The organism is Microbacterium ulmi, from assembly GCF_011759705.1.
Taxonomy (GTDB): Bacteria; Actinomycetota; Actinomycetes; order Actinomycetales; family Microbacteriaceae; genus Microbacterium; species Microbacterium ulmi.
On the sequence record NZ_JAAOZF010000001.1, the window covers coordinates 1571349 to 1597814 of the forward strand.

Genomic DNA, 26466 nt, shown 5'->3' on the forward strand with positions numbered 1-26466 from the left:
GCACCCGTGGGTGCTCGGCTGTCGGGAGGGCACAACCCTTGCACGAGACGTGCCCTCGCGAGGTTGTGCGGTACCTCCAGGGCAGTTGGGTGCGTGTTGTGGGAGATCTACCGTCGAAGGGAACTCTCCTCTTTCACTCATCACAACGGAAGGTGATGTGCAATGACCGACGCCGCTGTCCGTCCCAAGAAGCCCGCCACGAGCAGGCGCACGCCCGCAGGCGGTGCGCCGACCGCGCCTCACAGCGCCGACGAGGCACGCGCGGCGGAGGCATCCGAGCCCCGCATCGACGTCGCGGCAGTCACGGACATGCTGCTCGGCACGTGGGCCTCCACGCGGCGCGAGGCGCGCGAGATGATCAAGGACCCCGCGTTCTGGCGCGTCGACGGGATGCCGGTGCCCGAGCACCGCGAGCGCGTCCTGTCGCAGCTGCATCTGCTCGTGCAGCACGGCGGCTCGCGCCGCGCGTTCCCGAAGGAGTACGGCGGCCTCGGCGACAACGGCGCGAACCTCGCGGGGTTCCAGGAGCTGGTGCTGGCCGACCCGAGCCTGCAGATCAAGTCGGGCGTGCAGTGGGGCCTGTTCGGCTCGGCGATCTATCAGCTCGGCACGAAGAAGCACCACGACCGGTGGCTCGAGCAGCTCATCGACCTGCGCCTCCCCGGCGCCTTCGCGATGACCGAGATCGGGCACGGATCGGATGTCGCCGCCATCGGCACGACGGCGACCTATGACGCCGAGGCGGAGGAGTTCGTCATCCACACGCCGTTCCGCGGCGCGACGAAGGAGTTCCTGGGCAACGCCGGCCTGCACGGCAAGGCCGCGACGGTCTTCGCGCAGCTCATCACGGGCGGCGTCAACTACGGCGTGCACTGCTTCTTCGTGCCGATCCGCGACGAGGAAGGCAACGACCTCCCCGGCATCACGACGGAGGACGACGGCGTCAAGGGCGGCCTCAACGGCATCGACAACGGCCGCATCGCGTTCGACCACGTGCGCATCCCGCGCGAGAACCTGCTCGACCGCTACGGCGAGGTCGCCGCCGACGGATCGTACTCGAGCGACATCCCGTCTCCCGGCCGCCGCTTCTTCACGATGCTCGGCGCACTCGTGCAGGGCCGCGTGTCGCTCGACGGCGCCGCGACGACGGGCACGGCGCTCGCCGAGTACATCGCGATCACGTACGCGAACCAGCGCCGCCAGTTCGACTCGGGCTCTGGCACCGACGAGGTCGTGCTGCTCGACTACGGCAAGCACCAGCGGCGCCTCCTGCCGCGGGTCGCGCAGACGTACGCACAGTTCTTCGCGCACGACGAGCTGCTCAAGAAGTTCGACGGCGTCTTCAGCGGCGCGAGCGACACCCCCGAGGAGCGCGAAGACCTCGAGACGCTCGCGGCGGCGCTCAAGCCCCTCTCGACCTGGAACGCCCTCTCGACGATCCAGGAGTGCCGCGAGGCATGCGGCGGCGCGGGCTTCATCGCCGAGAACCGCTTCGTGGGCCTGCACCAGGACCTCGACGTCTACGTGACGTTCGAGGGCGACAACAACGTCCTGCTGCAGCTCGTCGGGAAGCGGCTGCTGTCCGATTACGCGAAGCAGTTCAAGGGCAAGGATGCCGCGGCCCTCGCGAAGTTCGCGGTCGGGCAGACGGCGGGCAAGCTCTTCCACGGAGCGGGCCTGCGGCGCCTCGGCCAGGCCGTCACAGACTTCGGCTCGACGGCCCGCTCGGTCGAACTGGGCCTGCGGGCCGACCAGCAGCACGACCTGCTCGCCGGCCGCGTGCAGCGGATGGTCGCCGACCTCGCGGCCGCCCTGCGACCCGCCGGGAAGCTCTCGCCCGCCGAGGCCGCCGCGCTGTTCAACGCGCACCAGGCCGAGCTCATCGAGGCGGCCCGCGCGCACGGCGAGCTGCTGCAGTGGGAGGCCTTCACCGACGGCGTCAATCACGTCCAGGACGCCGGCACGAAGGAGGTGCTGACGTGGCTGCGCGACCTGTTCGGGCTCTCGATCATCGAGAGGCACCTCGCCTGGTACCTCATCAGCGGACGCCTCTCGGCGCAGCGCGCGGCATCCGTCTCGCGGTACATCGACCGGCTGTGCGTGCGGGTGCGACCCCACGCGCAAGACCTCGTCGACGCCTTCGGCTTCGAGCCCGAGCACGTCCGCGCGCCCATCGCGTCGGGTGCCGAGAAGGTGCGCCAGGATGACGCGCGCGCGCACTACGCGGCGCTCAACGCGTCCGGCGAGGCGCCCGTGTCGGAGAAGTCGCTCAGGAAGAAGTAGCCGCAGGCCTGCGGGTGCAGAGGTGTCCGGCCTCTGCACCCGATAGACAGCGCGGCGCGGACGTCCGCAGAAGAACCGCCTGCGCACCTGCCACAACGCTCGAGAGAGCCCCTGTTCGGTGAGTCGATGCTGCGACACCGACGAGGACCAGTGGACTCAGAGCGCCTTTCCCGGGTTGAGGATTCCATTCGGATCCAGCGCCCGCTTCACTCGCCGTTGGATCTCCCGGACCTCGAGCGACAGTGCCTCATCGATCCAGGGGAGTTTGGCCAGGCCCACGCCATGCTCGCCCGTAAGCGCCCCTCCCTCGGCCAGCGCGAATCGAACCAGTTCGTCCGCGGCCGCCTGCAGCCACGTTCGCGCGTCCTCCTCGGATCCGTACTCCTTCGCAAGAGTCAGAGATGGATGGACGTTGCCGTCTCCGAGATGCGCGATATGGCTGATTCGGACCTCATGGGAAGCAGCGACCGACCGCGCATGACGGAGGTACCGAGCGAGCGACCGAATCGGGAGCGTCATGTCTTCTCCGAGCCACCAACGGTCATCCGATCCCACCTGTGGGTCGCCGACACCCTCGACGCCGCTCCCCCGACGCAACTGCATCACGAGCTCGGATTCCGGTGCACTGAGCCGCCTGCTCGGCCGGACGCCCGGGACCGAGAGGCTCGCAGCGAGGGCCTCGATCTCGGCCGAGGCGCCCGCTCCATCTGTTCTGACGATGAGGAGGCCCGCTCCGAGCCGGTCGATGTCCAGGAGCCGGAGCAGTCGCTCGCCGACGACTCCGATCGACTCGCGATCCATCATCTCGAAGGCGGCTGGTACGACTCGGCTTCTGGCGACCGCCTCGGCCGCACGCTCGAGCGCCGACTCGTCATCGAAGCAGGCGAGGATCATCTGCTCGTTCCACGGCCTTGGGATCAGTGCCACGGTCGCTTCGACGATGACACCGAGGGACCCCTCCGATCCCACGATCAAGCCCAGAAGGTCGAGCCCCGTCGCGTTCTTCCGAGTCTTGCCGCCGAGACATACGACTTCTCCGTCCGCAAGAACGACCCGAACGGCGAGCACGGATCCTCGCGTGGTCCCGTACTTGACGCAACGCAACCCACCCGCATTGGTGGCGATGTTTCCTCCGACAGTGCTGATGGCGGAGCTTGCCGGGTCCGGGGCGAAGGCAAGGTCGTGCACGGCGACAGCAACGTCGAGACTCTTGTTGATGACCCCGGCCTCGACGACAGCAGTGCGTGAGACGGGGTCGATCTCGAGGATCCGGTCCATTCGTGACAGATCCAGCACCACACATCCGTCGACGGCGGCCGCGCCGCCAGACAAGCCGGTGCCAGCTCCTCTGGGAACCACGGGGATTCGCCACAGGTTCGCGGCTCGAAGCACACGAACGACATCCGAGACGCTTTCGCACCGGACGAGTGCTCTCGGTAGGACCGGCGCAACGGTCCAGGCCCGGTCGGTCGAGGCGTCAACGAGCGCGGCGTCGGATGCATCGACACGAAGCGGGGAGATGTCGGACAGGAATGCTGTCCAGGCATCCGCGTCGGCCGCTGAGTTCGTCGGCCCAGACGACCCGGCGGCCTCATGTCGCTCCATAGGACGGGGTGTCACCACACCTCCGTGAGCATGCGGAGCACTTCATGGCTCACCTTGCGCACGATCTCTCTCGCGAGTTCCTCTGCCATGTCGCCGTCCCTCGCCTCGATCGCATCGGCCAGTCGTCGTCGGATTCCGAGAGCGGTGTGGAAGTACTCCCCGTCGGCGCGCATCACCGCGTGGCGGTACCGGTGAAGTCTGTCCAGAAGCGACTGGTTGGTCACGGCCAGCAACTCATTGCCGCTCATCCTGTCGATGCACACGATCCACTCGTCCGCGAGCACCCCGCGCGTGTTCAGATCGACCGCCTCCGCCATCGCGTCTCGAATCCGATGGAGGTCGGCGATACCATCCGGCGTTCCGCGTCTCGCGGCGAGACGAGCGGCCATCCCTGCGATCGCCTCACGCAGCTCATAGAGCTCTCGCACCTCGCGCGGACTCGGGAGCGGGGCGACAAAGGTGCCTCGCTTCGGCACCGCTTCGACGAGCCCCTCGAGTGACAGCCGGTGAATCGCCTCTCGGGCTGGAGTGCGACTCACGCCATGCTGGCGAGCGAGGACGTTCTCGGAGAGGGCCGTGCCGGGAGCGACCTGGCCCGAGAGGATCTCTGCCTTGAGGAGTTCGTAGATCCGATCTCGCGCGAGATCCGATTCGCCAGCACCAGTGCTTCGCAAAGCGGTCATTGTGACCCTGTCGCTCGATGGGGGACGCCGCAGTCGTGTGTGCCGCCGAAGGGAGGAGGATTCACGCGCTCAGTCCGTATGTGTGCGCCTGCCATGCTACGTGTCGACCGACGGCTAGAGGTCATGATTCGTATCGATGATGTCGTCCCAGCCCGGCGTCGGGGCATCCTCCGCGTACCGAAGCGACACGGCCTTCGCTCGAGTCACGCCATCGACGGCGATCTGCCCCGAGGATGTTCCGGAACCGCTGGCTTTGAATCCTCCGAACGGAAGTGCGGGTGACGCGACCTGAGCCGTGTTGCCCCAGATCGATCCGGCCTCGAGTTGATGCGCCATGCGGAGCATGCGTCCTAGATCTCGTGTCCAGACCTTCGCTGCGAGACCGTACTCCACTCCGTTCGCGATCTCCAGCGCGTCTTGCTCGGTCCTGAAGGGGATGACCGTGAGCACGGGGCCGAAGATCTCACGTTGAGCGACTTCCGAAGAGGTGTCGGCGTCGAGCACGACGGTGGGGTCGCAATAGTAGCCGGACGGCGTGCGTCCCGAGCCGTTCGAGGCCGATCGGACGATGGTGGCGCCATCGCCCTCGGCCCGCTCCAGCAGCCCTGTGATCTGCGCGAACTGCCGCGCCGACACGACAGGGCCGATGTGGTTGCTCTCGTCGAGCGGGTCGCCAACCCGAACTCGTGACATACGGGCGAGCAGCTCGGCCACGAAGACGTCCTGGATGTCCTCGTGGACGAGAAGCCGGGTGCCTGAGCAGCACACTTGTCCAGCGTTGTAGAAGACGCCCCAGGTGGTTCCTCGCACGGCCGCGTCAAGGTCGGCGTCGGCGAAGACGACATTGGCGGACTTGCCTCCGAGTTCGAGCGTCGTCCGGGCGAACCGGTCAGCGGCGGCGTGCGCGATGCGCCGCCCCGTCGCAACGCTTCCCGTGAACGTGATCCCCATGATCTCTGCGTGATTCGCCACGAGACCGCCGACATCGCCGCCGCCGACCAAGACGCTTATCAGACCGCGCGGCATGCCGCTCTGCACCGCAAGCTCGGCGAGCCGGAGTGCGGACAGCGGAGAGTATTCGGACGGCTTCACGACCACCGAGTTGCCGCATGCGATCGCGACGGAGACCTTCTCGACGAACGCACCGAGTGGTCCGTTCCACGGAAGGATGATGCCGATGACCCCCAGAGGTTCGCGGGTGACGAATGAGAGATGCCCGTTCACCGCGGGAATCTGCTGACCAAGGATCTTGTCCGTCATGCCCGCCCAGTACCGGGGCACGGCGGCGATCATGCGTGCCTCCGGTCGCGCGTCCCGGAGGGCGCGTCCCACGCTCAGGACGTCGAGCCGCGCGAGCTCATCCGCGTGCTCGAGGATCAGGTCCGCCCAACGATGGAGCGCAGCCGCACGCTCCGCGGGCGTGCGTCGCATCCACGCGAGCTGCGAGGTCGCCGCGGCGCGCACGGCTGCGTCGACATCGTCCGCGTCCGCTGTGCGAAGCTCATGGACTGGTGCTCCGTCCGACGGGTTCACCAGAGTCAGCGCGGGGCCGCCGCCGCCGAACTCGCCGTCGATGTAGGACGCGGCAAACCGCTCGAGACTATCCATCTGCTATTCCCCTACTGGCTCGATCTTCACGTCTACTTCGCCCAACTCCTAGCACTTTACACGTACACAGCTTGTATACTACAGTACGGGTGACCCGACGGAGGGGCCGGGCTCGCGGCTCCTCCTCACATGCAGTTTCCGGAGTGAGGAGCAGTCCTGTGATAGCTCGCAAGAATCTCATCGTCGTGGGGAGCGTCGCCCTGTTGACGATGAGCACCCTCGTAGCCTGTGCGCCGGCTGCGCCGGAACGAGGCGTCGACACCGACGCCCGTATCGCGATCGCGGAGGGTGTCGAACCCGACACACTCGATCCGATCGGCAGCTCTCTCTACGTCGTCGACTCCATCGTCTGGTCGACCGTCTACGAGACGCTCGTCACGACAACTGTCGATGGCGCGATCGAGCCCGTGTTGGCGACCGACTGGAAGCTGTCGGATGACGGACTCACGTATACGTTCTCGCTTCGCGAGGGGGTCACGTTCCATGACGGGAACGACTTCACGGCTGAGGACGTCGTCTACTCGCTCGAACGGGCGAAGACGGAGGGAATCCCGCTGATCGCACAGCGGCTGGAACCGATCACGTCGATCACCGCTGTCGACGACCTGACGGTGGACATCACGATCGCGGCGCCCGACTCCACCTTCATCTACACGCTCGCCGACCCCTCGGGCATCGGTGTCTCGATCCTCGACTCGGAGGCAGACGACCCCGCAGCACATCCGGTCGGCACCGGTCCGTTCGTCTTCGACGACTACTCGCCGGCCCAGTCGATCACGCTCGTCCGCAACGACGACTACTGGGACCCGGACGAGCTCCCCGCCTTTCGGACGCTCGACATCCGCTTCATCGAAGAGGATCAGTCGCAGCTGGCGGCCCTCAACGCGGGCGATGTGAAGCTGATCCTCCCCAAAGACGCCTCAACCTTGCAGCAGGCACGCTCCGACGGCGCGCTTGAGGTCGAGACATACCCCGGCGCCGGCTACTGGATCAACTTCAGCCGGATCGGGATCACGCAGAATCCCGACGTCGTGCGCGCGATCGCGCTCTCCATCGACAGGCAGGCGCTCGTCGACGGGGCGTTTCTGGGCGAGGCCGTTCCCGGCTCGACTGCGCACCCGCTCCTCAGCTTCGGCCTGGGTCCCGACGATCTGCCCAATCACCAGCGTGACGTCACGCTCGCAAAGGAGGTCCTCGCGAAGGCCGGCTTCCCGGACGGCATCGAGCTGACCGCGACATACTCGACTCAAGCGTTCTCGAACACGTTCTTCGAGATTCTCCAGGCTTCTCTTGCCGATGCTGGAATAACGCTGGATCTGGAGCCCGTCGAGCAGCAGGTCTGGGCATCGCGCTTCCTTCAGGCGGACTATGACCTATCCGCAACGACACAGGCCTGGTATGCGAACCCTCTGCGCTATGTCCTTCCGCGCGTCGGGTGGCAGGCGCCCCCGGAGGAGATCGCGCCTGAGCTTCCGGCGTTGCTCGACGCCTTCGGAGCCGCGAAGTCCGACGATGACCGAGCTGCTGCCTTCCAGGCGATTCAGGAGTTCCAGGCGAACGTCGTGTACCCGTTCATCGGCACAGTCTGGACGAACCAGGCTGCGATCTACAGGGCTGGTACCCTGCAGGCCATCGATGCGGACGCGCTCGCCATCGGGGCGCGCCGCGACTTCTACCTGTCCATCAAGCCCTGAGCGTGAAGGACGAGCCCGACCGCACCGCTTCGGCGGCATTCGAGAGGACAAGGCACTAGATGCGACTCGCCCGGCCCACATCGCCATTGCTCGAGGTGGATGCACTGTCGGTGGCGTATGGAGATGCGTCCGCTGTAGAGCGCGTGACCTTCGATGTGGCGCCGGGCGAAGTCGTAGGCCTCGTCGGGGAGTCAGGCTGTGGCAAGACGACTCTCGGCCTCGCGGTCTTGAGCCTCCTCCCCGACTCGGCGAAGATCACGTCTGGCACGGTGCGCCTCAACGGCGAGGATCTGGTGTCGGCGACGCCAGAGCGTCTTCGTCAGATCCGGGGCGGTCAGGCGGCGATGATCTTCCAGAACCCCATGCGTTCGCTGCATCCGGCCCGCACCATCGGCTGGCAGCTGCGGGAGGCATATCAAGTGCATCACAGGGGCACGAGTCGGGGGACTGCCGACGACCGCGCGGTCGACGTCCTGGAGGACGTCGGGATCCCCGACGCACGCTCCCGCCTCAAGGACTATCCACACCAGTTCTCGGGTGGGATGCAGCAACGGGTGATGATCGCGATGGCGCTCATCAACGATCCGAAGCTGCTGATCGCGGACGAGCCGACGACAGCACTGGACGTGACGATTCAGGCCCAGATCCTCGAGCTCATTCGCGACCTTGCCCGCGACCGTGGGATGGGCGTGCTGCTCGTGACCCACAGTCTCGGCATCGTCTCGTCCCTGTGCGCGCGAGTCGTCGTCCTGTACGCCGGCCAGGTCGTGGAGCATGGGGCCGTCGCCGACGTGTTCGTGCGCCCGCAGCACCCCTACACTCGCGGACTGCTGCGGAGCACTCCGAGCGAGTCGGTTCCCCGGCTGTACTCGATCCCGGGGTCTCTGCCCGGGCTGGACATGCGGGCCCGTGACGTCGGATGCCGATTCCGATCGCGGTGCGACGTCGCCTTCGACGCGTGTTCGGTGGCACCCCCTCTCTTCGAGACGGAGCACGAACACGCGTCTCGCTGCTGGCTCGCGGACTCTGCGGCGTCTCGGGCATCATGACGTCGAGGGACAGCCGTCAGCCGCTCATCGCGCTCGAGAAGGTAGACGTGCACTTCTCCGTGAAGCGCGGTCGACGGGGCGGGAGAGCTCCTCTCGTGGCCGTCGACGATGTCTCACTCGACGTCGTCGAGGGTGAGGTGCTGGGCATTGTCGGCGAGTCCGGCAGCGGCAAGTCGACGCTGGGACGAACGATGATAGGCCTCCAGAGCCCGACAGCGGGTCGAGTGCGTGTCGGCGGTGTCGAGCTCGATCGCCGGTCGCGCAAGGGGGCAGAGGCTCGTCGGTTTGGACTTCAGATGGTGTTCCAAGATCCTCTCGGCTCGCTCAATCCCCGGCTGACCGTCGGTCGCTCGCTGGCAGAGCCGTTGCGCAATGCGAGGATGCCCCGCGATCGTGTCAGGGCACGGACTCGCGACCTGCTCGATGATGTCGGGCTGCCCTCGAACTACGCCGACCGCTATCCGCATGAGCTCTCGGGCGGTCAGCAACAGCGAGTCGCCATCGCACGAGCGCTTGCCACCGACCCTCGCGCGATCGTCTTCGACGAGGCGGTGAGCGCTCTGGACGTCTCGACCCAGGCGCAGGTCGTGAACCTGCTGATCGAGTTGCGTGAGGCGAAGAAGCTGACCTATGTCTTTATCTCGCACGACATCGCGATCGTGAACCACATCAGCACGCGCATCGCGGTGATGTATCTCGGGCGGGTGGTCGAGATCGGCGAGGCTGCGCAACTCAATCGAGACGGACTGCATCCGTACACAGTCGCGCTGCGCTCCGCGGTCCCCGAGGTGGACCCGCGTCTGGAGGCGGAGCGTCGCCGCATACTGCTGGACGGCCCTCTCCCGAGTCCGGTCGATCGACCGAGTGGATGCCGTTTCCACACCCGCTGCCCTGTCGCCCAGCTGGGACGCTGCTCCGTCGATGACCCTGCCCTCCTCGAGACAGCACCTGGTCGGTGGGTGGCCTGTCACTTTCCCGGAAGTCTGCGCCCGGCCAGTGGACGGCCGTGATCTGGGGGTCTGTGTGATATGTGGCTCGTGATTCTGAGACGCACGCTGGAGGCTGTCTCGCTCCTGCTGGAACTCTCGTTCCTGATCTTCCTTGTGGGTGCCGTCATCCCGGGGGACGCCGCCCTCGCCGTCGCGGGGCAAGGCGAGGTGCCGCTGGAGAGGCTGAACGAGCTCCGCGAACAACTCGGGCTGAACGATCCGATCATCGTGCGCTACTGGACCTGGCTGAGCGGGGCACTCACCGGAGATCTCGGGAACTCCGTGGTCAGTCAGCGCCCGATCTTGGCCGATGTCGCACGTGCATTCCCCGTCACGCTCGAGCTGTCGCTGCTGGGGATGGCCGTGGCGCTGGCCATCGGCCTTCCCGTGGGCGTGTTCGCTGCCTCGCACGCGGGCAGCGTCGCCGACCGCGTACTCCGAGGTTCGACGCTCCTGTTCCTGTCGCTTCCATCCTTCGTGCTGGCGCTGCTCCTCATCCTGTCGGCGAGTCGTTTCCTGCCAGCGATCTACTCGTCCTTCTACGTCGGCTTCGCCGAGGACCCCATCGGTCACTTGCGTTCCGTCGCACTGCCGGCTCTGGCCGTAGGCCTACCTCTGTCGGGCCAGATCGCGCAGATCACGCGGTCTTCCATGGTCGAGGCGGTCCGTGAGCCGTTCGTGCTCACGGCGCGGGCGAAAGGGCTGAGTCCCCGGCGCATTGAGTACGACCATGCGCTGAGAGTCGCACTGAGCCCGATCGTCACGCTGTCCGGACTTCTGTTCGGATCCCTCATCGGCGGGCTGCTTCTCATCGAGCGCATCTTCAACCTCCCGGGGCTCGGTCGCGCGCTCATCAACGCAATCGGAGATCGGGACTTCCAGTTCGTCGTGGCAGCCACCCTCGTCATAGCGGGCGTGTATGTCGTCGTGAACCTCATCGTCGATCTTCTGTATCCGATCCTCGACCCGAGGCAACGCCGATGACCACACAGGCAGTTCTCGTTCCCAAGAAGAGTCTTCTCCCGAGCGTGCGGCGTATCCTCGCCAATCGGTCGGGCAGCTTCGGTGCCGCGCTGCTGGGGATCCTCGCGATCGTTGCGATCGTGGGCATAGTCACGGGAGATCCCACCTATCAGGACTCGACTGCTCGTCTGCAGCCGCCTTCTCTCGAGCATTGGTTCGGGACCGATCAGCTCGGGCGCGATCAGTTCGCCAGGGTCGCGAGCGCGATTCCGATCGCGTTCGGACTTCCCCTGACGGCGATCCTTCTCGCGCTCGTGGTCGGAAGCACGATCGGCCTCATCGCGGCCTACGCCGGGGGATTCACAGAGCGCTCCCTCATGTGGATCACCGACATCTTCCTCGCCCTTCCTCCGCTCCTTCTTGCGATCGTCGTCGCGGGGGCATTCGGGCCCGGCGCTCGCAACATGACGATCGCGATAGCGATGATCTTCGTCCCGCGCTTTGCTCGGATGGCTCGAGCCACGACACTGTCGGTTAAGCACCTGGCATACATCGACGCCGCTCGGTTGGCAGGGTCCAGTGGATTCGGCATTCTCGTCCGGCATGTGCTGCCCAGTGTGTTCCCCAGTCTGATCGTCGTGACGACCCTGAGCCTGTCGACGGCTCTCCTCGCACAGGCGTCGCTCAGCTTCCTCGGACTCGGAGTGATCCCCCCTGCGGCGGACCTCGGGAACATGCTCGCCGAGGCGACTCGCTCCATCGGCGTCGCCCCCTGGCTCGCCATCTTTCCGTCTGTCGCGATCGTGCTGCTGATCCTCGGCTTCAACGTCTTGGGCGATGCCGTACGCGACGTGCTCGACCCGAGGATCTCCTCCATGCCCGGCGCTACGAAGTGATATTCGGATAGCGGCATCCATGTATTCCTGGTCGGACTCCGACCGGTCGTTCGCGCTCTGCCTCGGCAGGCGGCACCGGACGGACATCGCCGTTCGATGCCTCCGCAGATGATCCGCCGCTGCTTCGGATGCGGGGGCGGGCAGTGTGGGCCGAAGAGGGTTGACGGCGAGACGTCTTCTTGGGATACTGGTGGCATACAAGCTGGGTGGCAGCTCCGGGAGGTCTCCCTGCGGACACCACCGGAAGGAGTCGCAGCAGTGGCCAAGGATTGGTTGGGGCTCGAGGGCCGGAGGGTGCTCCTGGTTGGCGCAGGCGGTCTCGGCGCCGCCCTCGTCACCGCATACCTCGAGGTGGGAGCGCGAGTCCTCGTCGTCGATCGGGATCGCGAGCTCCTGAACGAACTCGAGTCGAGGCATGCGGAAACGGACGGGCTTTCGACTATTGCGGCTGACGTCACCGACCGTGAGACCTGCGTCGACGTGGTGGGGCGTGCATCGCAGGAGCTGGGAGGTCTGGATGTGCTTGTTCATGCCGTGGGCGTCAACAACCGCGTCTCCATCGACGAGATCGATCCACCCCTCTGGGAGCTGATCATGTCGGTCAACGTGGAGAGCGCGCTCTGGCTGGCTCAGGCCGCGAGTCGGAGGATGCTCGAAGGCGGCGGAGGGCACATCGTCTTCATCTCGTCCGTGGCAGGGCTGCTCGCACATCGGCATCACGGGGTCTACGCCGCAAGCAAGGCAGCCCTCAACCAGCTCATGCGGACGATGGCGATCGAGTGGGCGGAGCGGGGGATCGCGGTCAATGCGATCGCGCCGGGCTATACCCTCACCCCGCTCACGGCCGACTACTGCGCGATTCCCGGGAACACGGAGAAGCTCGTGTCGCTGATTCCGATGGGGCGCCTCGGCAGACCCGAGGACATCGTGGGGCCGACGCTCCTGCTGTCGTCGGATCGCGCGGGATTCGTGACCGGGCAGGTGATGTATGTCGATGGAGGACGCACGATCGACTGACGTGAGCGGGTACGTCTCGATCCACCCGAGCGAGCTCGACCCCGATCAGCGAGCGCTCTACGAACGGATCGTAGGTGGCCCACGTGCAGGCTCACCGGCCGGTCTGCTCGCTGCGGATGGCCGCCTGCAGGGGCCGTTCGGCCTCATGCTCCTCTCGCCCGAAGTGGGCCACCCGCTGCAGGAGCTCGGTGCGGCGATCAGATTCCGATCTTCACTCGACGACCTCATGCGCGAGTCCGTCATCCTTGCCGTGGCGGTCGAGCGGAAGTCCGAGTTCGAGTGGCACGTGCACTCGCGGGTGAGCGAAGCGCTCGGCATCGATCCGCTGGTGGTCGCCGCGATAGGTCGCCGTGACGACGCTGCGCTTCCCGATCACCTCCGACCCGTTGTGCGAATGGCGCGATCGATAGCGACGCGCAACTCGATGTCGGAGGTGGCTCTGGCGCGTCACGGACTGGGGGATCGAGCGTTCTTCGAGACACTGGTCACCGCGACGTACTATGCCCTGCTCGCCGACCTGCTCCAGTCGTTCGGGGTGGGGCTCCCAGCCGGGGTTCCGGAGCGATTCGCGGGCGGTGACCAGGATTGCTGACGACTCCTTGTCACGGCGAGATCTTCTTGTATGGTAGTGGTGTACTAGTTGGAAGGAAGAGCGAGTGAGCAGGCAGACCATCCCTGGGGCATCTCTGCTCACGAGGGCGCTCGAGCGGGAAGGTGTCGACACGGTCTTCGGCACGGTCGGCCACGGCAACCTCGCTTTCGTCGATGCCCTCATCGACTCCTCGATCAGATACGTCCCCGTGCTGCACGAACAGGTGGGTGCTCACGCAGCGGACGCGTTCTTCCGGGTGAGCGGCCGAGTGGGTGTCGTCACGACCACGGTGGGCCCGGGATTCACCAACCTGGCGACCGGGCTGGGCGATGCCCTCCTGGACTCGTCGGCGATGGTTGTCATCGCCGGTGGCATTCCCAGCAGCTACATCGGGCGGGAGCCGCTGCAGGAACTGCGCACGCACGCCGATGACCAGCAGACCGAGCTGTTCAGAGGTCTGTCGAAGCGTGTGATCCGTGCATGGAGAGCCGACGACTTGGCGCGGCTGCTGCACGAAGCGGTGGCGGTCGCGCTGTCCGGCTGCCCGGGTCCCGTGATCCTTCACGTGCCCATGGACTTCTTCTCCACACCGGTCCCGTTGGACTCTCACCTCTCACGCCCCGCTGCGGCACTGCGCCCTGCCGCCGATCCCACCAGGATCGCCGAGGCCGCTCAGATCATCTCTGAGGCCGAGCGACCGGTGCTCTACGCGGGCGGCGGCGCAGTTCTCTCCGGTGCGGGGGCGGCGGTCCTGCAGATCGCCGACTCTCTCGGCATCCCGGTCGCCACAACCATGAGCGGTCAGGGGATCATTCCTGAGACCCACGAGCGGGCGCTCGGCTTCACGGGGGTGGTGGGCACCCGTCCTGCCAACCGAGCCCTCCGGGAAGCCGACGTCGTGATCGCCGTCGGCACGCGCTTCCCGGAGATGGACACGAGCTCATGGTCGGCGGACTACTTTGCGGCCTTCCCCCCGGCGCGCCTCGTGCAGATCGACATCGATGCGGCGCAGATCGACAAGGTCTTCGAGAGCAGCGTCGCGATCCTCAGCGATGCGACCGCGGCATTGAGGAGTCTCCTCGACGCACTCGGCGGCCAGGCGGATGCGTTGCGGGAGGGGTGGCGCGCCTGGCGCGATCGGCTGGCCGTGAGCCAGCGTGAGTGGGCGGCAGAGCTTGAGCCCATCCGGACCTCCGGCGCCTTTCCGTTCGAGCCGGCGGAGCTCTTGGCGCAGCTGCGCGAGCAGCTGCCGGCAGATCTCAACCTCGTGACCGGTGTGGGTATCAGGCACCTCGTCGGACAGCACTTCCCGGTGCTCGCACAACGCGGCCAGGTGGTCGCGAGCGGGTTCGGGACGATGGGACAGGAGGTCGCGGCAGCGATCGGCGCAGCGATCGGCCGGCCCGATCGGCCCACGGTCGCGATCGTGGGGGACGGGGCGATCATGGCCTGCCTGGCGGCACTGCCGAGCGCGGCGCTCGCCGGGATCCACGCAGTGTGGATCGTGCTGAACAACAACGGCTATGGCTCGATCGCGATCTACCAGTCGAAGCACTTCAACCGCCACGTCGGGACCTCATTCGACGGAGTGCACGGCGGCGGCGCGAGCGAGTTCGACTATGCGGCGATCGGCAAGAGCCTCGGAATGCGCTCCACCAAGGTGGGCCGGGCCGACGAGCTCCGCCCCGCACTCGTGCGGGCCCTGGCAGAGCCCGCCCCGTGGCTCATCGAGGTCCCTGTGACAGAGACTCCACGTGTGCTCGCCTCCGGTCACTGGGTGGTCAACGACATCCTCTCGGGGGCCGCATTCGCCGCCGACGGGAGTGAGAGGACTGACGTCGATGCGTGATGTGATGACCGTCCGAGGGCCCGTACCGGAGACGACGCTCGGGTTCGTGCAACCGCACGAGCACATCTTCTTGGACATCTCGTGGGTGAAGTCTCGTTGGGATCTGCCGTTGCTGCACGACATCGAGCAGATGACGGACGAGGTGCGCCGATTCTCGGCAGTAGGCGGCGGGACCCTCGTCGACCTCACCTGCATGGGGATAGGACGTGATCCCGCACGCCTTCGAGCGGTCTCCGAGGCGGCGGACGTCCACATCGTGATGGGCACGGGCTGGTACCGGGCGCCCTACTATCCCCCAGAGATCGAGCGATCGTCCACGGCCTCCCTGGCAGCACTCCTGGTCGACGACATCGCCGGCGGCGTCGATGGCGTCCGGCCGGGAATCATCGGCGAGATCGGGATGGACAAGCAATGGGTGCAGGGGATCGAAGAACGAGTCATGCGTGCGGCCGCGAGAGCTCAGCGAGCGACCGGGCTCGCGCTCACGACCCATACGCCTCCCAGCGCAGCCCTGGCCATGTACGAAGTCTTCGCCGAGGAGGGAGTCGATCCCGCCCGGATCGTCTTCGGTCACCTCGACAACACACTCGAACTCGACTACCTCGTGGCGGTTGCGGAGCTGGGTGCGTACGTGCAGTTCGACCTCATCGGGATCGAAGACATCAACTCCGACGCTCGGCGAGCCGACATGATCGTGCAGCTCATCCGGAGGGGGCACGCAGACCGACTTCTGCTCTCCTGCGATGTCGGCACGAGGCGGCGTCTCGCAACCAACGGCGGGCACGGCTACGGGCACCTGACGACGGGCTTTCTCCCCATGCTGCGTGAGCGGGGAGTCGCGGCGGAGGAGATCGATCGCATCACGCAGACGAATCCGCAGCGAATGCTCGCGGGATAAGACCTGGGCAGCAACGAAAGGAACACAATGCGACTTGCACTCTCCGCCGACTCGTCTTGGAACCGTTGGCACCCGAGCTACGACGAGCTCGGACGACGATGCAGCAGCCTTGCCATCGACGCGCTCGAGCTTGTCTACTACCCGGAGAACGACGGATTCGATACCGCGCCGGAGACGCTCGCCTCGTACGGGGTGGACATCGTCTGCGTGAATGCGACGGCGAAGCTGCGGCTGATGACCTCACCCGATCCGGGGCCGGCCCAGGAGAACATCTTGCGTTGCGTCGATCTGGCGGCCGACCACGGCGCCGAGTTCGTCGTGCTCTATCCCGGGCACGTCGCGCGGCAGAAGCCCAAGGAGCGTCTCGAGGTCTTTCGCCGTCGCATCGAGCCCTGTGTCGAGCGTGCGCTGGAACGGGGAGTCACGCTGCTGCTGGAGAACCACTTCGATCTGCGCGGAGAGGATCCGCACTATACGGACGTGGTCCGTGACCCAGAGCTCACGGCGGTGTTCCTGGATGCTCTCGGCGCCCCCAACGTGCGTGTGAACTTCGACGCGGGGAACCTGTATGCAGCGGGTATCGAGCCTTGGCCGTACGCGTATCGTCTGCTCCGCGACTACATCTCCTACGCGCATCTCAAGGACATGGCCTTCTACACAGAGCTGCTGCACGGTCCGCTCGAGGAGAACGAGACGCTGTCCGACTCGAAGACGGGGACCTTCGTCCCTGTGGCAGTGGGGGACGGGGGAATCAACTACGCCGGTCTCGTGCGCGAGATGGCCGAGGACGGCACTGCCCGATTCCTCACGTTCGAGGATCACTCGCTCGAGGCGCGCGCCGACGAGATCTACCGGCGCGGTGTCGACTATGTGCGCCGAGTGCTGGCCTGACGATGTCCCGCTCTGACGATCGCGTCGTCCGCACCGTGCTGGGAGATGTGCCCGCGGCGACGTGGGGTGTGACGAACATGCATGGACATCTCATCGTGGATCTTCGCGGCCCGAGCGGTCACGACCCGCTCTATGAGGACTTCACGTTGACCGATGCCGAGATGGCACCCGAACTCGACGAGTTCGCGGCGAACGGTGGCTTTGCGCTCGTGGAGCTGACGCCGCGCGGTCTCGGGCGGGATTCGGAGTGGATCCGAGAAGCCGCTGCCCGCACGGGGGTTCACATCGTCGCGGGAGCAGGCCTGTACCACGATCGGTTCCATCCTGCGTCCATTGCTCGAGCGAGCGACGACGAGTTGACGGATTGGTTCGTCGAAGAAGTCGAAGTGGGACTCGATGGCACGAACGTCCGTGCGGGAATCATCGGCGAGATCGGGTCGAACGACGATCGCCTCACGACGGCGGAAGAACGAGTGTTCCGTGCAGCAGCACGCGCCGGACTTCGTACAGGTGCGGCCGTTTCGACACACACTCACCTCGGTCGGCTGGCAGACGAGCAGCTCGACACGCTCATGGATGAGGGGCTTGGGCCCGACCGCATCGTGATCGGCCATCTCGACGATGTCGCACACATCGATCTCGATCTGTGCAGTCGCATCGCCGCGCGTGGTGCATATGTGCAGTTCGATGGTGCAGGGTGCGAGTACTACTCCGAGACCATCGGCTCACAGCTCGCCACCGATGTCGAGCGACTCGAAGCCGTGTCGGCCCTCGCCGACGCGGGCTTCGCCTCACGAGTCCTGCTTGCGAGCGATGTCTGTCGCAAGCGTCACCTCGTCGCTCGGGGCGGTCCGGGGCTGAGGCACTTCTCTGGGCCGTTCACAGCGCTGGCCGTCGACCTCCTGGGCGCTGAGCTGGCGCAGACGGTGCTGATCGACAACCCGCGGAACGTGCTCTCGCTGGAACGGCCAACCGGTGGTCACTGACCGCCCGCACGGCGGCGTCGGCGTCGTCGCCGCATTGGAAGACAACGACGTCGACACGGTCTTCGGGATACCCGCCAGCCATGTGATCGAGATCTACGATGCCCTCCGGGACTCGCGGATTCGCACGATCGTCGGACGCAACGAGCAGGCCTGCGCATACTCCGCCGACGGATATGCGAGGCGCGCGCGCAGGCCCGGAGTGACCGCTGTCACGGGGGGACCAGGCCTCGGCAACATCGTCGCGGGACTCCAGACTGCCTGGTCGGACTCTTCGCCGCTCGTCGCGATCACCAGCGATCTGTCCGCGGAGCTCCGCGCGGCGGGTCGACGCGGCATCCCCCACGAGACTTTCGACTCACGGGGGCTCGCAGCGGCGACCGGAGCTGCGGTGACCACGGCAGACAGCAGTGGCGAGCTGTACGCTGCCGTCGACGACGCGTTGGCGGCCAGCATGGCACCCCGCAGGGGGCCCGCGGTCGCCCTCCTTGCTCGCGATGCCCTCGAGTCGGGCTGGACGGCGGCTCCGACGTCGCCGCCCCGCCCACGACGGCAGGCCGATGTGCCCCACGCATTGATCGCGCAGGCGGTGGATGCCTTGACGTCAGCCCGTTCCCCGGTGGCGATCGTGGGTCACGGCGTCTTGTGGTCGGATGCTGAGGCGGCGTTGGCCGAGTTTCTCGGCCGCGCAGCCATACCGGCGATCACAACCTCTCCCGCAGTGGGCGCTCTCGCCTCGTCGCACCCCTGGTGGGCGGGGACGATGGGGGACCGCTCCGCGAAGGAGCTGATCCAGAGCGCCGACCTCGCGCTCGTCATCGGATCGAGTCTGGGCGCGGCGAGTACCGACGACTGGAGATGGGGGATGCCGGCCGCCCTCGTGCACGTGGACGTGGACCCCGAGGAGTTCGGCCGCAACTACCCAGCCTCGCTGGCAATCCGATGCGATGCGCGACACTTCCTCGAGTCTGCTTCGGGAATGCTCGCACCCGTCGGGGATCGACCCGGGCTCGTGGCGGCGAAGCGTCCACGGCATCCCTGGGTCGACGCGCTCGACTCCGCACTTCCGGTGGGACCGACGACCATCGTCGGCGACGTCTCCACCACCCTGCGATGGCTCGTTCGCAGCCTCCACGCCAGTCCACGGCGACGGCTGCTCATGCCGTGGAACTCGATGGGTCTGGGGTGGTCATACGCTGCGGCGATCGGAGCCCAGGTGGCCGCTCCAGAGGATGCGGTTGTGTCGGTGATGGGCGACGGAGGAGCCCTCTTCAGCATCGGCGAGCTCGCCACGGCAGTCGAGCACGATCTTCCCGTCTGCCTCGTCATCTTCAACAACCGCTCATATGGAGTGATCGCGGAGCTCCAGGACTCCCTCTTCGACGGTGACCGCTTCGGCGTCGACCTGAGGACTCCGGACTTCGCAGCCGTGGCAAACGCGTTCGGCGTGCGTTCCTGGAAGGTGGACAGCCCTCGAGGACTGCATGACGCCGTCGCGCAGGCTACGACGACAAGGTCGCCCTCGCTCATAGAGGTCGCCATCTCACTCGAGGACTTCGTATGACCCACGGCCTCGCCGCTATCCCGGTCGGGAGAACAGGATGACTAACGTGATTGAGCACACTTCCGCGCCCGTCCTCACCACAGAGGTGCCAGGGCCCAGATCACGAGCCGTTTCGGCGGGAGAGCGCGAGTTCCGTGCGGGGGGTGCCTCTGCTGGATCCCTGTGGTCGGAGCTCTCGATCATCGAGGGGCTCGGCGCCGTCATCAAGGACGCAGACGGCAATCTGCTGATCGACGCGTGCTCGGGCACGGTCGTGATGAACATCGGCCACGGCAACCAGGAGGTCGCCCATGCGATCGCCGAGCAGGCGGCCACGCTGACGCACTTCTACGACTTCGCGTCACCCGTCCGACTCGAGTTCTATCAGCGTCTGGCTGCCACGCTTCCCGAGCGCTTGAGGACATTTCTCCTTCTCAACTCCGGCGCGGAGGCGGTCGAGGCGTCGCTTCGGATCGCTCGGTCGGCGACGGGGCGAATGAATGTCGTCGCGTTCACAGACGCCTATCACGGCCGCACGCTTGGTGCGCTCTCCCTCACGACGGGAAGCGCACGGGAGGGGATGGGGCCTCTGCTGCCCGGCGTCGTCCATGTGCCGACGCCGCACCGCTTTCCCGGTGTGCATACGGCGGAAGACCCGTCTGATGCCTGCGCTCGCTACATGGAGTCGTACCTCGCGCAGGTGCTCACCGGGCCTCCGGCCGCGGTCTACATAGAACCTGTTCAGGGCGCAGGCGGCACGATCCCGATACCGACCAGGTTCCTGCAGCACCTGCGTGACTACTGCGACAGAACCGGTGCGCTGCTCGTGTTCGATGAGATTCTCACGGGCGCCGGGCGCACGGGGACGATGTGGGCTTTCGAAGGCGTGGGCGTGACACCGGACCTCCTGCTCTCAGGAAAGGGCCTCGCAGGGGGGTTTCCCTTTGGACTCGTCGCCGGCTCGGCAGCGACGATGACGGCGGGCCCGATCGCCGAGCCGACCCGCAACTCGAGCACGTTCGGCGGCAACCAGATGGCCTCCGCTGCGGGAATCGCGACGTTGCGGGTGCTGCAGAGCGGTCTCGTCGACAACGCCCGCGAGGTCGGCGGTCGCCTGCTCGAGCGCCTGAAGGAGAGCTTCGCAGCGCATCCTCTCGTTGCCGATGTCCGCGGCCGCGGGCTCCTGATCGGAGTCGAACTTGCGTCCGGAACAGCGCCGGACCTGCCGCAACGGGTCCTGCGAGCGCTCCTGGCCCGTGGGGTCGTCATCTCGAGCACCGGTTCGGTCGTGCGGATCACACCGCCTCTCTGCCTCACGCACCAGCAGGCCGATGTGATCGTGTCCGCGATGCGCGACGCCCTCGACAGTCTGGACGCGTGACCAGCCGATTCACGCCCGAAAGCCTCATTCGGCAGAGCGGAGGGACGTCATGCTCGCGGAGATCCAGGACCTGCGGACGGCGGTGGTAGGTCTCGGCACGATGGGACGCGGCATCGCCCGCATGCTGAGTGCGGCCGGCGCAACGGTGAGCGCCTTCGACCCCGCCGTGCGCACTGCGGTGGATCTGCGACAGGACGGCATCTCCGGTCCAGAAGTCGGTGCGAGTCTGGAAGCCTGCGTTGCGGACGCGGACATCGTGTTCGAGGCCGTGTTCGAGGATCTCGACGTGAAGGAGCGCGTTCTTCGAGCGATTTCGGCGACATCACCTGGCGCAGTGATCGCGTCGAACACCTCAACGTTCCGGCCGACCACTCTCGCCTCGTTCGTGGATCGACCCGAGCGTCTCCTTGTCGCGCACTTCTTCAATCCGGCGGATCTGATTCCACTCGTGGAGATCGTGCCGCACGCCGCGACCGACGGCGCCATCGCTGCGGACGTCGTCGACCTCATGCGGAAGCTCGGCAAGCGGCCGGTGCTTCTGCAGGCGGAGACAAGCGGCTTCGTCGCCAACCGGCTGCAGGCCGCGATGCTTCGCGAGTCGCTCGCGCTGATCGAGGCCGGAGTCATCGATGCAGCGGGCATCGATGCCGTAGTGATGAGTGCGCTGGCGCCTCGGTGGACCGTTGCGGGGCCGATCGGCGTAGCCGACCAGGGAGGACTCGACATCTTCGCGGCTGTCTGCGCCGAGATCTTTCCCACTCTCGACAATGCCGAGGTGCCTCCCGACGTCCTGCTGAACCTCGTCGCGGCCGGCCGGCTGGGCGAGAAGGGCGGGTCGGGATTCTACGAGCACACTGCCGAGAGCGCACAGGCGGCAAGGCAGCGCCTGGTCGCGATGCTCGCGATCACGGAAGGATGGCGACGGGGCGATCAGACGACTCGGGCGCCCGCATAGTCGGTCATCACGCGCCCTTCGAGCGCGCGCTGCCCGCGTCGTGCGCCGGCATCCACCTGCAGGGGGATGCCGGTGTCCGCGGTTCATGGCACGCTTGACCGTGCGCCGACTCCGGTGCCGCTCCCGCACCCCACCACCCGGGAAGACCTCGTGCTCCTCAGACTCCTCTTCCGCTATCTCAAGACGTATCGCTGGCTGCTGCTCGGCGTGCTCGTCTTCCAGTTCGCCTCCGCGATGGCGTCGCTCTACCTGCCGCGCCTGAACGCCGACATCATCGACCATGGCGTCACGCGTGGTGATCTCGAGTACATCTGGACCCGCGGTGCGTTCATGCTCGCGATCGCGCTCGGCCAGATCATCGCCTCGGTCATCGCGACGTACTTCGCCGCGCGGGCCGCGATGGCCGCGGGCCGCGACATCCGGCGCGACGTCTACGAGAAGGTGAGCGGGTTCTCCGAGCGCGAGGTCTCGCAGTTCGGCGCCGGCTCGCTCATCACGCGCAACACGAACGACGTGCAGCAGGTGCAGATGCTCGCGATGATGGGCGCCACCATGCTCGTGACGGCGCCGCTGCTCGCGATCGGCGGCGTCATCATGGCGGTGCAGCAGGACGTCGGGCTCAGCTGGATCATCGCCGTGTCGATCCCGGCGCTGCTCATCTTCGCGATCGTCATCGTGAGCCGCATGGTCCCGCTGTTCCGCACCTACCAGAAGCGCCTCGACGCCGTGAACCTCGTGATGCGCGAGCAGCTGACGGGCGTCCGCGTCGTGCGTGCGTTCGTGCGGGAGCGCATCGAAGAGGAGCGGTTCCGCGGGACGAACACCGACATCATGATCGTCGGGCGCAAGGTCGGCTCGCTGTTCGTGCTGCTGTTCCCCGTCGCGATGCTCGTGCTCAACGTCACGATCGTGGGAGTCATCTGGTTCGGCGGCATCCGCGTCGACGAGGGCACCGTCCAGATCGGCACGCTCTTCGCCTTCATGCAGTACGTCGGTCAGATCCTCATGGGCGTGCTCATGGCCACCTTCATGACGATCATGATCCCGCGCGCCGCCGTGTCGGCCGAGCGCATCGGCGAAGTGCTCGGCAGCGACGCGCTGCTCAAGCGGCCCGACAGCCCTGTGGGCACGTTCCCGGCACCGGGCGCCGTCGCCCTCGACGACGTCGAGTTCACATATCCCGGCGCCGAGTCGCCCGTGCTGTCGGGCATCACCTTCCGCGCCGAGCCCGGCGAGACGGTCGCGATCGTCGGCTCGACGGGGTCGGGCAAGACGACGCTCGTCTCGCTCATCCCCCGCCTGTTCGACGTGACGGGAGGCTCCGTGCAGGTCGCGGGCGTCGACGTTCGGCAGGCCGACCTCGATCTTCTCTGGAAAGGCATCGGCCTCGTGCCGCAGCGCCCCTTCCTGTTCACGGGAACCGTCGCGTCGAACCTCCGCTTCGGGCGGGAGGACGCGACCGACGACGAACTGTGGCACGCGCTCGAGATCGCGCAGGGCCGTGACTTCGTCGACGAGATGGAGGGCGGGCTCAACGCCCGCATCGCGCAAGGCGGCACGAACGTCTCGGGCGGACAGCGGCAGCGCCTCGCGATCGCCCGTGCGATCGTGCACCAGCCCGACATCCTCGTCTTCGACGACTCGTTCTCGGCGCTCGACCTCACGACCGACGCCCGATTGAGGCAGGCGTTGTGGCGGGAGCTGCCGCACGTCACGAAGATCGTCGTCGCACAGCGCGTCTCGACGATCACGGATGCCGATCGCATCGTCGTGCTCGACGACGGCCGCATGGTCGGCGTCGGCACGCACGACGAGCTGCTCGCGTCGAACCAGACCTACCGCGAGATCGTCGAGTCGCAGCTGGGGGTGAACGCATGAGCACGACGGAACAGCTGACAGAAGAAGAGCAGCTCGAGCTCGAGCTCGCCGAGAAGGCCCGTCTCGCGTCCGGCGACTGGGACAGCGTCGCGCCGGGCAAGGCCGCGAACTTCGGCAAGAGCTTCACCCGCATGATCGGGCTCCTCAAGCCCCACGCCGTCGCCTTCGCGATCGTTTCGCTGCTCGGCGCCGTCGGCGTCGTGCTCGCCGTCATCGCGCCGCGCATCCTCGGCGAGGCGACGAACGTCATCTTCGAGGGCGTCGTCTCGCTCCAGCTCGGCGACGCGTTCCCCGCGACCGCGACGCAGGCCGAGGTCGTCGAGGCGCTCCGCGCGGCCGGACAGAACGAGATCGCGAACATCGTCGGCGCGATCGACAACTTCCGGGTCGGCGAAGGCGTCGACTTCGACAAGCTGCGCATGGTCGTCGTCGGAGTGCTTGCGATCTACGTCACATCGGCGATCCTCACGTGGATCCAGGGCTACGTCATCAACGTCATCATGGTGCGCACGATGTGGCGTCTGCGTGAATCCGTCGAGGCGAAGATCAACCGCCTTCCCCTGTCGTACTTCGACAAGGTGCAGCGCGGCGAACTCATCTCCCGCGTCACGAACGACATCGACAACATCACGCAGACGATGCAGCAGGCGCTCTCGGGCGCGCTCACATCGGTGCTCACGGTGGTGGGCGTCCTCATCATGATGTTCTCGATCTCGTGGCAGCTCGCCCTCGTGGCCCTCGTGGCACTGCCGCTCATGGGCGTCATCTTCGGCGTCATCGGGCCGCGGTCGCAGAAGGCGTTCTCGACGCAGTGGCGCAAGGTGGGCCGGCTCAACGCCCGCGTCGAGGAGTCGTTCTCCGGTCACGCGCTCGTGCGCGTCTTCGGACGCGAGCAGGACTCGCGCGACAAGTTCCAGGTCGAGAACGACGAGCTGTACGAGGCATCCTTCAAGGCCCAGTTCCTGTCGGGCATCATCATGCCCGGCATGATGTTCGTCGGATCGCTCACGTACGTGGGAATCGCCGTGCTCGGGGGCCTGATGGTCGCGGGCGGCAACCTGCGCCTGGGCGACGTCCAGGCGTTCATCCAGTACTCGCAGCAGTTCACGCAGCCCCTCTCGGAGCTCGGCGGCATGGCCGCGGTCGTGCAGTCGGGCACGGCATCCGCCGAACGCGTCTTCGAGCTGCTCGACGCCGACGAGCAGGATCCGGATGCCGCGGACGCCCCCGCAGTGAAGGACGGCCGGGGGGTCATCGAGTTCGAGCACGTCGCGTTCTCCTACTCGCCGGAGCACCCGCTCATCCGCGATCTGTCGTTCCGCGTCGAGCCGGGGCAGACCGTCGCGATCGTCGGACCGACGGGCGCCGGCAAGACGACGCTCGTGAACCTCCTCATGCGGTTCTACGAGCTCGACTCCGGCCGCATCCTCCTCGACGGACAGGACATCGCCGAGCTCACGCGCGACGACGTCCGCTCACGCACGGGCATGGTGCTGCAGGACCCGTGGCTGTTCGCCGGCACGATCCGCGAGAACATCCGCTACGGCCGGGAGTCGGCGACCGATGAGGAGATCGTGGATGCCGCCAAGGCGACCCGCGTCGACCGGTTCGTGCACTCCCTGCCCGACGGATACGACACGGTCCTCGACGAGGACGCCTCGAACGTCTCGGCGGGCGAGAAGCAGCTCATCACGATCGCGCGCGCGTTCGTCGCGCAGCCGGCCGTGCTGATCCTCGACGAGGCCACGTCGTCGGTCGACACCCGCACGGAGCTGCTGCTGCAGCACGCGATGTCGGCGCTGCGTGAAGGCCGCACGTCGTTCGTCATCGCGCACCGGCTCTCGACGATCCGCGACGCCGACCTCATCCTCGTGATGGAGCACGGCGACATCGTCGAGAAGGGCACCCACGAAGAGCTCATCGTGCGCGAGGGCGCCTACTTCCGGCTCTACCAGTCGCAGTTCGAGCAGGCGGCCGTCGAAGATGAGCGCGAGACGGACGAGCTCTCGGCGGCCGACGTCGAGGCGAACGCCGAAGCGCAGGCCGAGGCGAACGTCGAGGCGGTCGCACGGTCGGCCGGCGCGGGCGAGGGCCTCGAGTGACAGATGTCCGGGTGGGCGCCGACGGCATCCCGCGCTGTGCGTGGGTCGGCGACGACCCGGAGTACACCCGATATCACGACGAGGAATGGGGCCGGCCGCTGCACGGCGACCGGGCGCTGTTCGAGAAGCTCAGCCTCGAGGGGTTCCAGGCAGGCCTGTCCTGGATCACGATCCTGCGCAAGCGCCCGCGGTTCCGTGAGGCGTTCGCGGGGTTCGAGCCCTCCCTCGTCGCGCGGTTCGACGAGGTCGACATCGGTCGCCTGCTGGCGGATGCCGGCATCGTCCGCAATCGTCTCAAGATCGAGGCGACGATCTCCAACGCCCGGCTCGTCGAGGCGATGGATGAGGGCGACCTCGACGCCCTCATGTGGTCGTTCGCACCGGCGACCTGGCCGCGCCCGGCATCCTTCGCCGACGTCACCGCGACCACGGCCGAGTCCGACGCGATGAGCAAGGCCCTGCGCAGACGGGGCTTCCGGTTCGTCGGCTCGACGACGATGTACGCGCTCATGCAGTCGGCCGGGATGGTCGACGACCACGTCGAGGGGTGCTGGCGGGCGGAATAGACCGGGCGCGCCCACGCCAGCGAGGCTGCAGGCGGGCCGCC

The 26466-nt window shown here is 66.9% G+C and carries 21 protein-coding genes; 18 read left to right on the forward strand and 3 right to left on the reverse strand.

What is annotated here, in order from left to right; translation table 11 throughout:
* The first annotated feature begins 162 nt into the window (after positions 1-162).
* A complete protein-coding gene (locus tag FHS08_RS07600) occupies positions 163-2283 on the forward strand; it encodes an acyl-CoA dehydrogenase family protein (protein WP_167037451.1) in 2121 nt (706 codons plus the stop codon).
* Between the two features lie 156 nt (positions 2284-2439).
* Here the strand turns inward: FHS08_RS07600 and FHS08_RS07605 are convergent, their stop codons facing one another.
* The 3 genes from FHS08_RS07605 to FHS08_RS07615 all read right to left on the reverse strand — a co-directional run bounded on the left by FHS08_RS07605 (position 2440) and on the right by FHS08_RS07615 (position 6179).
* Complete coding sequence (locus FHS08_RS07605) at positions 2440-3888, reverse strand: FAD-binding oxidoreductase (RefSeq protein WP_167037454.1); 1449 nt, start codon at positions 3886-3888, stop codon at positions 2440-2442.
* A gap of 11 nt (positions 3889-3899) precedes the next feature.
* Entirely contained in the window at positions 3900-4571 is a 672-nt protein-coding gene (locus FHS08_RS17105; protein ID WP_279587800.1) for a GntR family transcriptional regulator, read from the reverse strand.
* A gap of 114 nt (positions 4572-4685) precedes the next feature.
* A complete protein-coding gene (locus FHS08_RS07615) occupies positions 4686-6179 on the reverse strand; it encodes an aldehyde dehydrogenase family protein (RefSeq protein WP_167037460.1) in 1494 nt (497 codons plus the stop codon).
* Between the two features lie 185 nt (positions 6180-6364).
* Between FHS08_RS07615 and FHS08_RS07620 the strand changes: the two genes are divergently transcribed.
* The 17 genes from FHS08_RS07620 (at position 6365) to FHS08_RS07700 (ending at position 26425) form a co-directional block, all read left to right on the forward strand.
* Complete coding sequence (locus FHS08_RS07620; RefSeq protein WP_167037463.1) at positions 6365-7873, forward strand: ABC transporter substrate-binding protein; 1509 nt, start codon at positions 6365-6367, stop codon at positions 7871-7873.
* Positions 7874-8016: 143 nt separating this feature from the next.
* Complete coding sequence (locus tag FHS08_RS07625; RefSeq protein WP_208382233.1) at positions 8017-8922, forward strand: oligopeptide/dipeptide ABC transporter ATP-binding protein; 906 nt, start codon at positions 8017-8019, stop codon at positions 8920-8922.
* 95 nt (positions 8923-9017) lie between these two features.
* Positions 9018-9932 (forward strand): oligopeptide/dipeptide ABC transporter ATP-binding protein, encoded by a 915-nt coding sequence (locus FHS08_RS07630; protein WP_208382234.1) that lies wholly within the window; start codon positions 9018-9020, stop codon positions 9930-9932.
* A 27-nt stretch (positions 9933-9959) separates the two neighbouring features.
* On the forward strand, positions 9960-10895 hold the full coding sequence (locus tag FHS08_RS07635; RefSeq protein ID WP_167037472.1) for an ABC transporter permease subunit: 936 nt from the start codon (positions 9960-9962) through the stop codon (positions 10893-10895).
* Positions 10892-11770, forward strand: a complete 879-nt coding sequence (locus FHS08_RS07640) for an ABC transporter permease (RefSeq protein ID WP_167037475.1) — start codon at positions 10892-10894, stop codon at positions 11768-11770. Before FHS08_RS07635 ends, FHS08_RS07640 begins: the two co-directional genes overlap by 4 nt.
* 258 nt (positions 11771-12028) lie before the next feature.
* Positions 12029-12787: an SDR family NAD(P)-dependent oxidoreductase gene (locus FHS08_RS07645; RefSeq protein ID WP_341800356.1), complete on the forward strand. Its 759-nt coding sequence runs from the start codon at positions 12029-12031 to the stop codon at positions 12785-12787.
* Between the two features lies 1 nt (position 12788).
* On the forward strand, positions 12789-13379 hold the full coding sequence (locus tag FHS08_RS07650) for a carboxymuconolactone decarboxylase family protein (protein WP_167037481.1): 591 nt from the start codon (positions 12789-12791) through the stop codon (positions 13377-13379).
* 64 nt (positions 13380-13443) lie between these two features.
* Positions 13444-15228, forward strand: coding sequence for a thiamine pyrophosphate-binding protein (locus tag FHS08_RS07655; protein WP_167037484.1), 1785 nt, complete (start codon positions 13444-13446; stop codon positions 15226-15228).
* Positions 15229-15274: 46 nt separating this feature from the next.
* Positions 15275-16126 (forward strand): phosphotriesterase family protein, encoded by an 852-nt coding sequence (locus FHS08_RS07660; protein ID WP_167037487.1) that lies wholly within the window; start codon positions 15275-15277, stop codon positions 16124-16126.
* Positions 16127-16153: 27 nt separating this feature from the next.
* Positions 16154-17017 carry a sugar phosphate isomerase/epimerase family protein gene (locus FHS08_RS07665; RefSeq protein ID WP_167037490.1) on the forward strand — a complete coding sequence of 288 codons (864 nt, stop codon included), beginning with the start codon at positions 16154-16156 and terminating at the stop codon, positions 17015-17017.
* A gap of 2 nt (positions 17018-17019) precedes the next feature.
* Positions 17020-18003: a phosphotriesterase family protein gene (locus FHS08_RS07670; RefSeq protein ID WP_279587801.1), complete on the forward strand. Its 984-nt coding sequence runs from the start codon at positions 17020-17022 to the stop codon at positions 18001-18003.
* A complete protein-coding gene (locus FHS08_RS17245) occupies positions 17993-19564 on the forward strand; it encodes a thiamine pyrophosphate-binding protein (protein ID WP_341800357.1) in 1572 nt (523 codons plus the stop codon). Before FHS08_RS07670 ends, FHS08_RS17245 begins: the two co-directional genes overlap by 11 nt.
* A 46-nt stretch (positions 19565-19610) precedes the next feature.
* Positions 19611-20924: an aminotransferase class III-fold pyridoxal phosphate-dependent enzyme gene (locus tag FHS08_RS07680; RefSeq protein WP_167037499.1), complete on the forward strand. Its 1314-nt coding sequence runs from the start codon at positions 19611-19613 to the stop codon at positions 20922-20924.
* A 7-nt stretch (positions 20925-20931) separates the two neighbouring features.
* On the forward strand, positions 20932-21879 hold the full coding sequence (locus FHS08_RS17250; RefSeq protein ID WP_341800406.1) for a 3-hydroxyacyl-CoA dehydrogenase family protein: 948 nt from the start codon (positions 20932-20934) through the stop codon (positions 21877-21879).
* A 150-nt stretch (positions 21880-22029) separates the two neighbouring features.
* Positions 22030-23757, forward strand: coding sequence for an ABC transporter transmembrane domain-containing protein (locus FHS08_RS07690; RefSeq protein ID WP_167037504.1), 1728 nt, complete (start codon positions 22030-22032; stop codon positions 23755-23757).
* Positions 23754-25859, forward strand: a complete 2106-nt coding sequence (locus FHS08_RS07695) for an ABC transporter ATP-binding protein (RefSeq protein ID WP_167037507.1) — start codon at positions 23754-23756, stop codon at positions 25857-25859. The genes FHS08_RS07690 and FHS08_RS07695 overlap by 4 nt, the downstream gene beginning before the upstream one ends.
* Positions 25856-26425, forward strand: a complete 570-nt coding sequence (locus FHS08_RS07700; RefSeq protein WP_167037510.1) for a DNA-3-methyladenine glycosylase I — start codon at positions 25856-25858, stop codon at positions 26423-26425. The genes FHS08_RS07695 and FHS08_RS07700 overlap by 4 nt, the downstream gene beginning before the upstream one ends.
* Positions 26426-26466 lie beyond the last annotated feature (41 nt).

Coding starts and splice junctions, on each gene's coding strand:
- FHS08_RS07600 (WP_167037451.1), top strand. CDS start 163: ATGACCGACGCCGCTGTCCGTCCCAAGAAGCCCGCCACGAGCAGGCGC.
- FHS08_RS07605 (WP_167037454.1), bottom strand. CDS start 3,888: ATGGAGCGACATGAGGCCGCCGGGTCGTCTGGGCCGACGAACTCAGCG.
- FHS08_RS17105 (WP_279587800.1), bottom strand. CDS start 4,571: ATGACCGCTTTGCGAAGCACTGGTGCTGGCGAATCGGATCTCGCGCGA.
- FHS08_RS07615 (WP_167037460.1), bottom strand. CDS start 6,179: ATGGATAGTCTCGAGCGGTTTGCCGCGTCCTACATCGACGGCGAGTTC.
- FHS08_RS07640 (WP_167037475.1), top strand. CDS start 10,892: ATGACCACACAGGCAGTTCTCGTTCCCAAGAAGAGTCTTCTCCCGAGC.
- FHS08_RS07665 (WP_167037490.1), top strand. CDS start 16,154: ATGCGACTTGCACTCTCCGCCGACTCGTCTTGGAACCGTTGGCACCCG.
- FHS08_RS07670 (WP_279587801.1), top strand. CDS start 17,020: ATGTCCCGCTCTGACGATCGCGTCGTCCGCACCGTGCTGGGAGATGTG.
- FHS08_RS07695 (WP_167037507.1), top strand. CDS start 23,754: ATGAGCACGACGGAACAGCTGACAGAAGAAGAGCAGCTCGAGCTCGAG.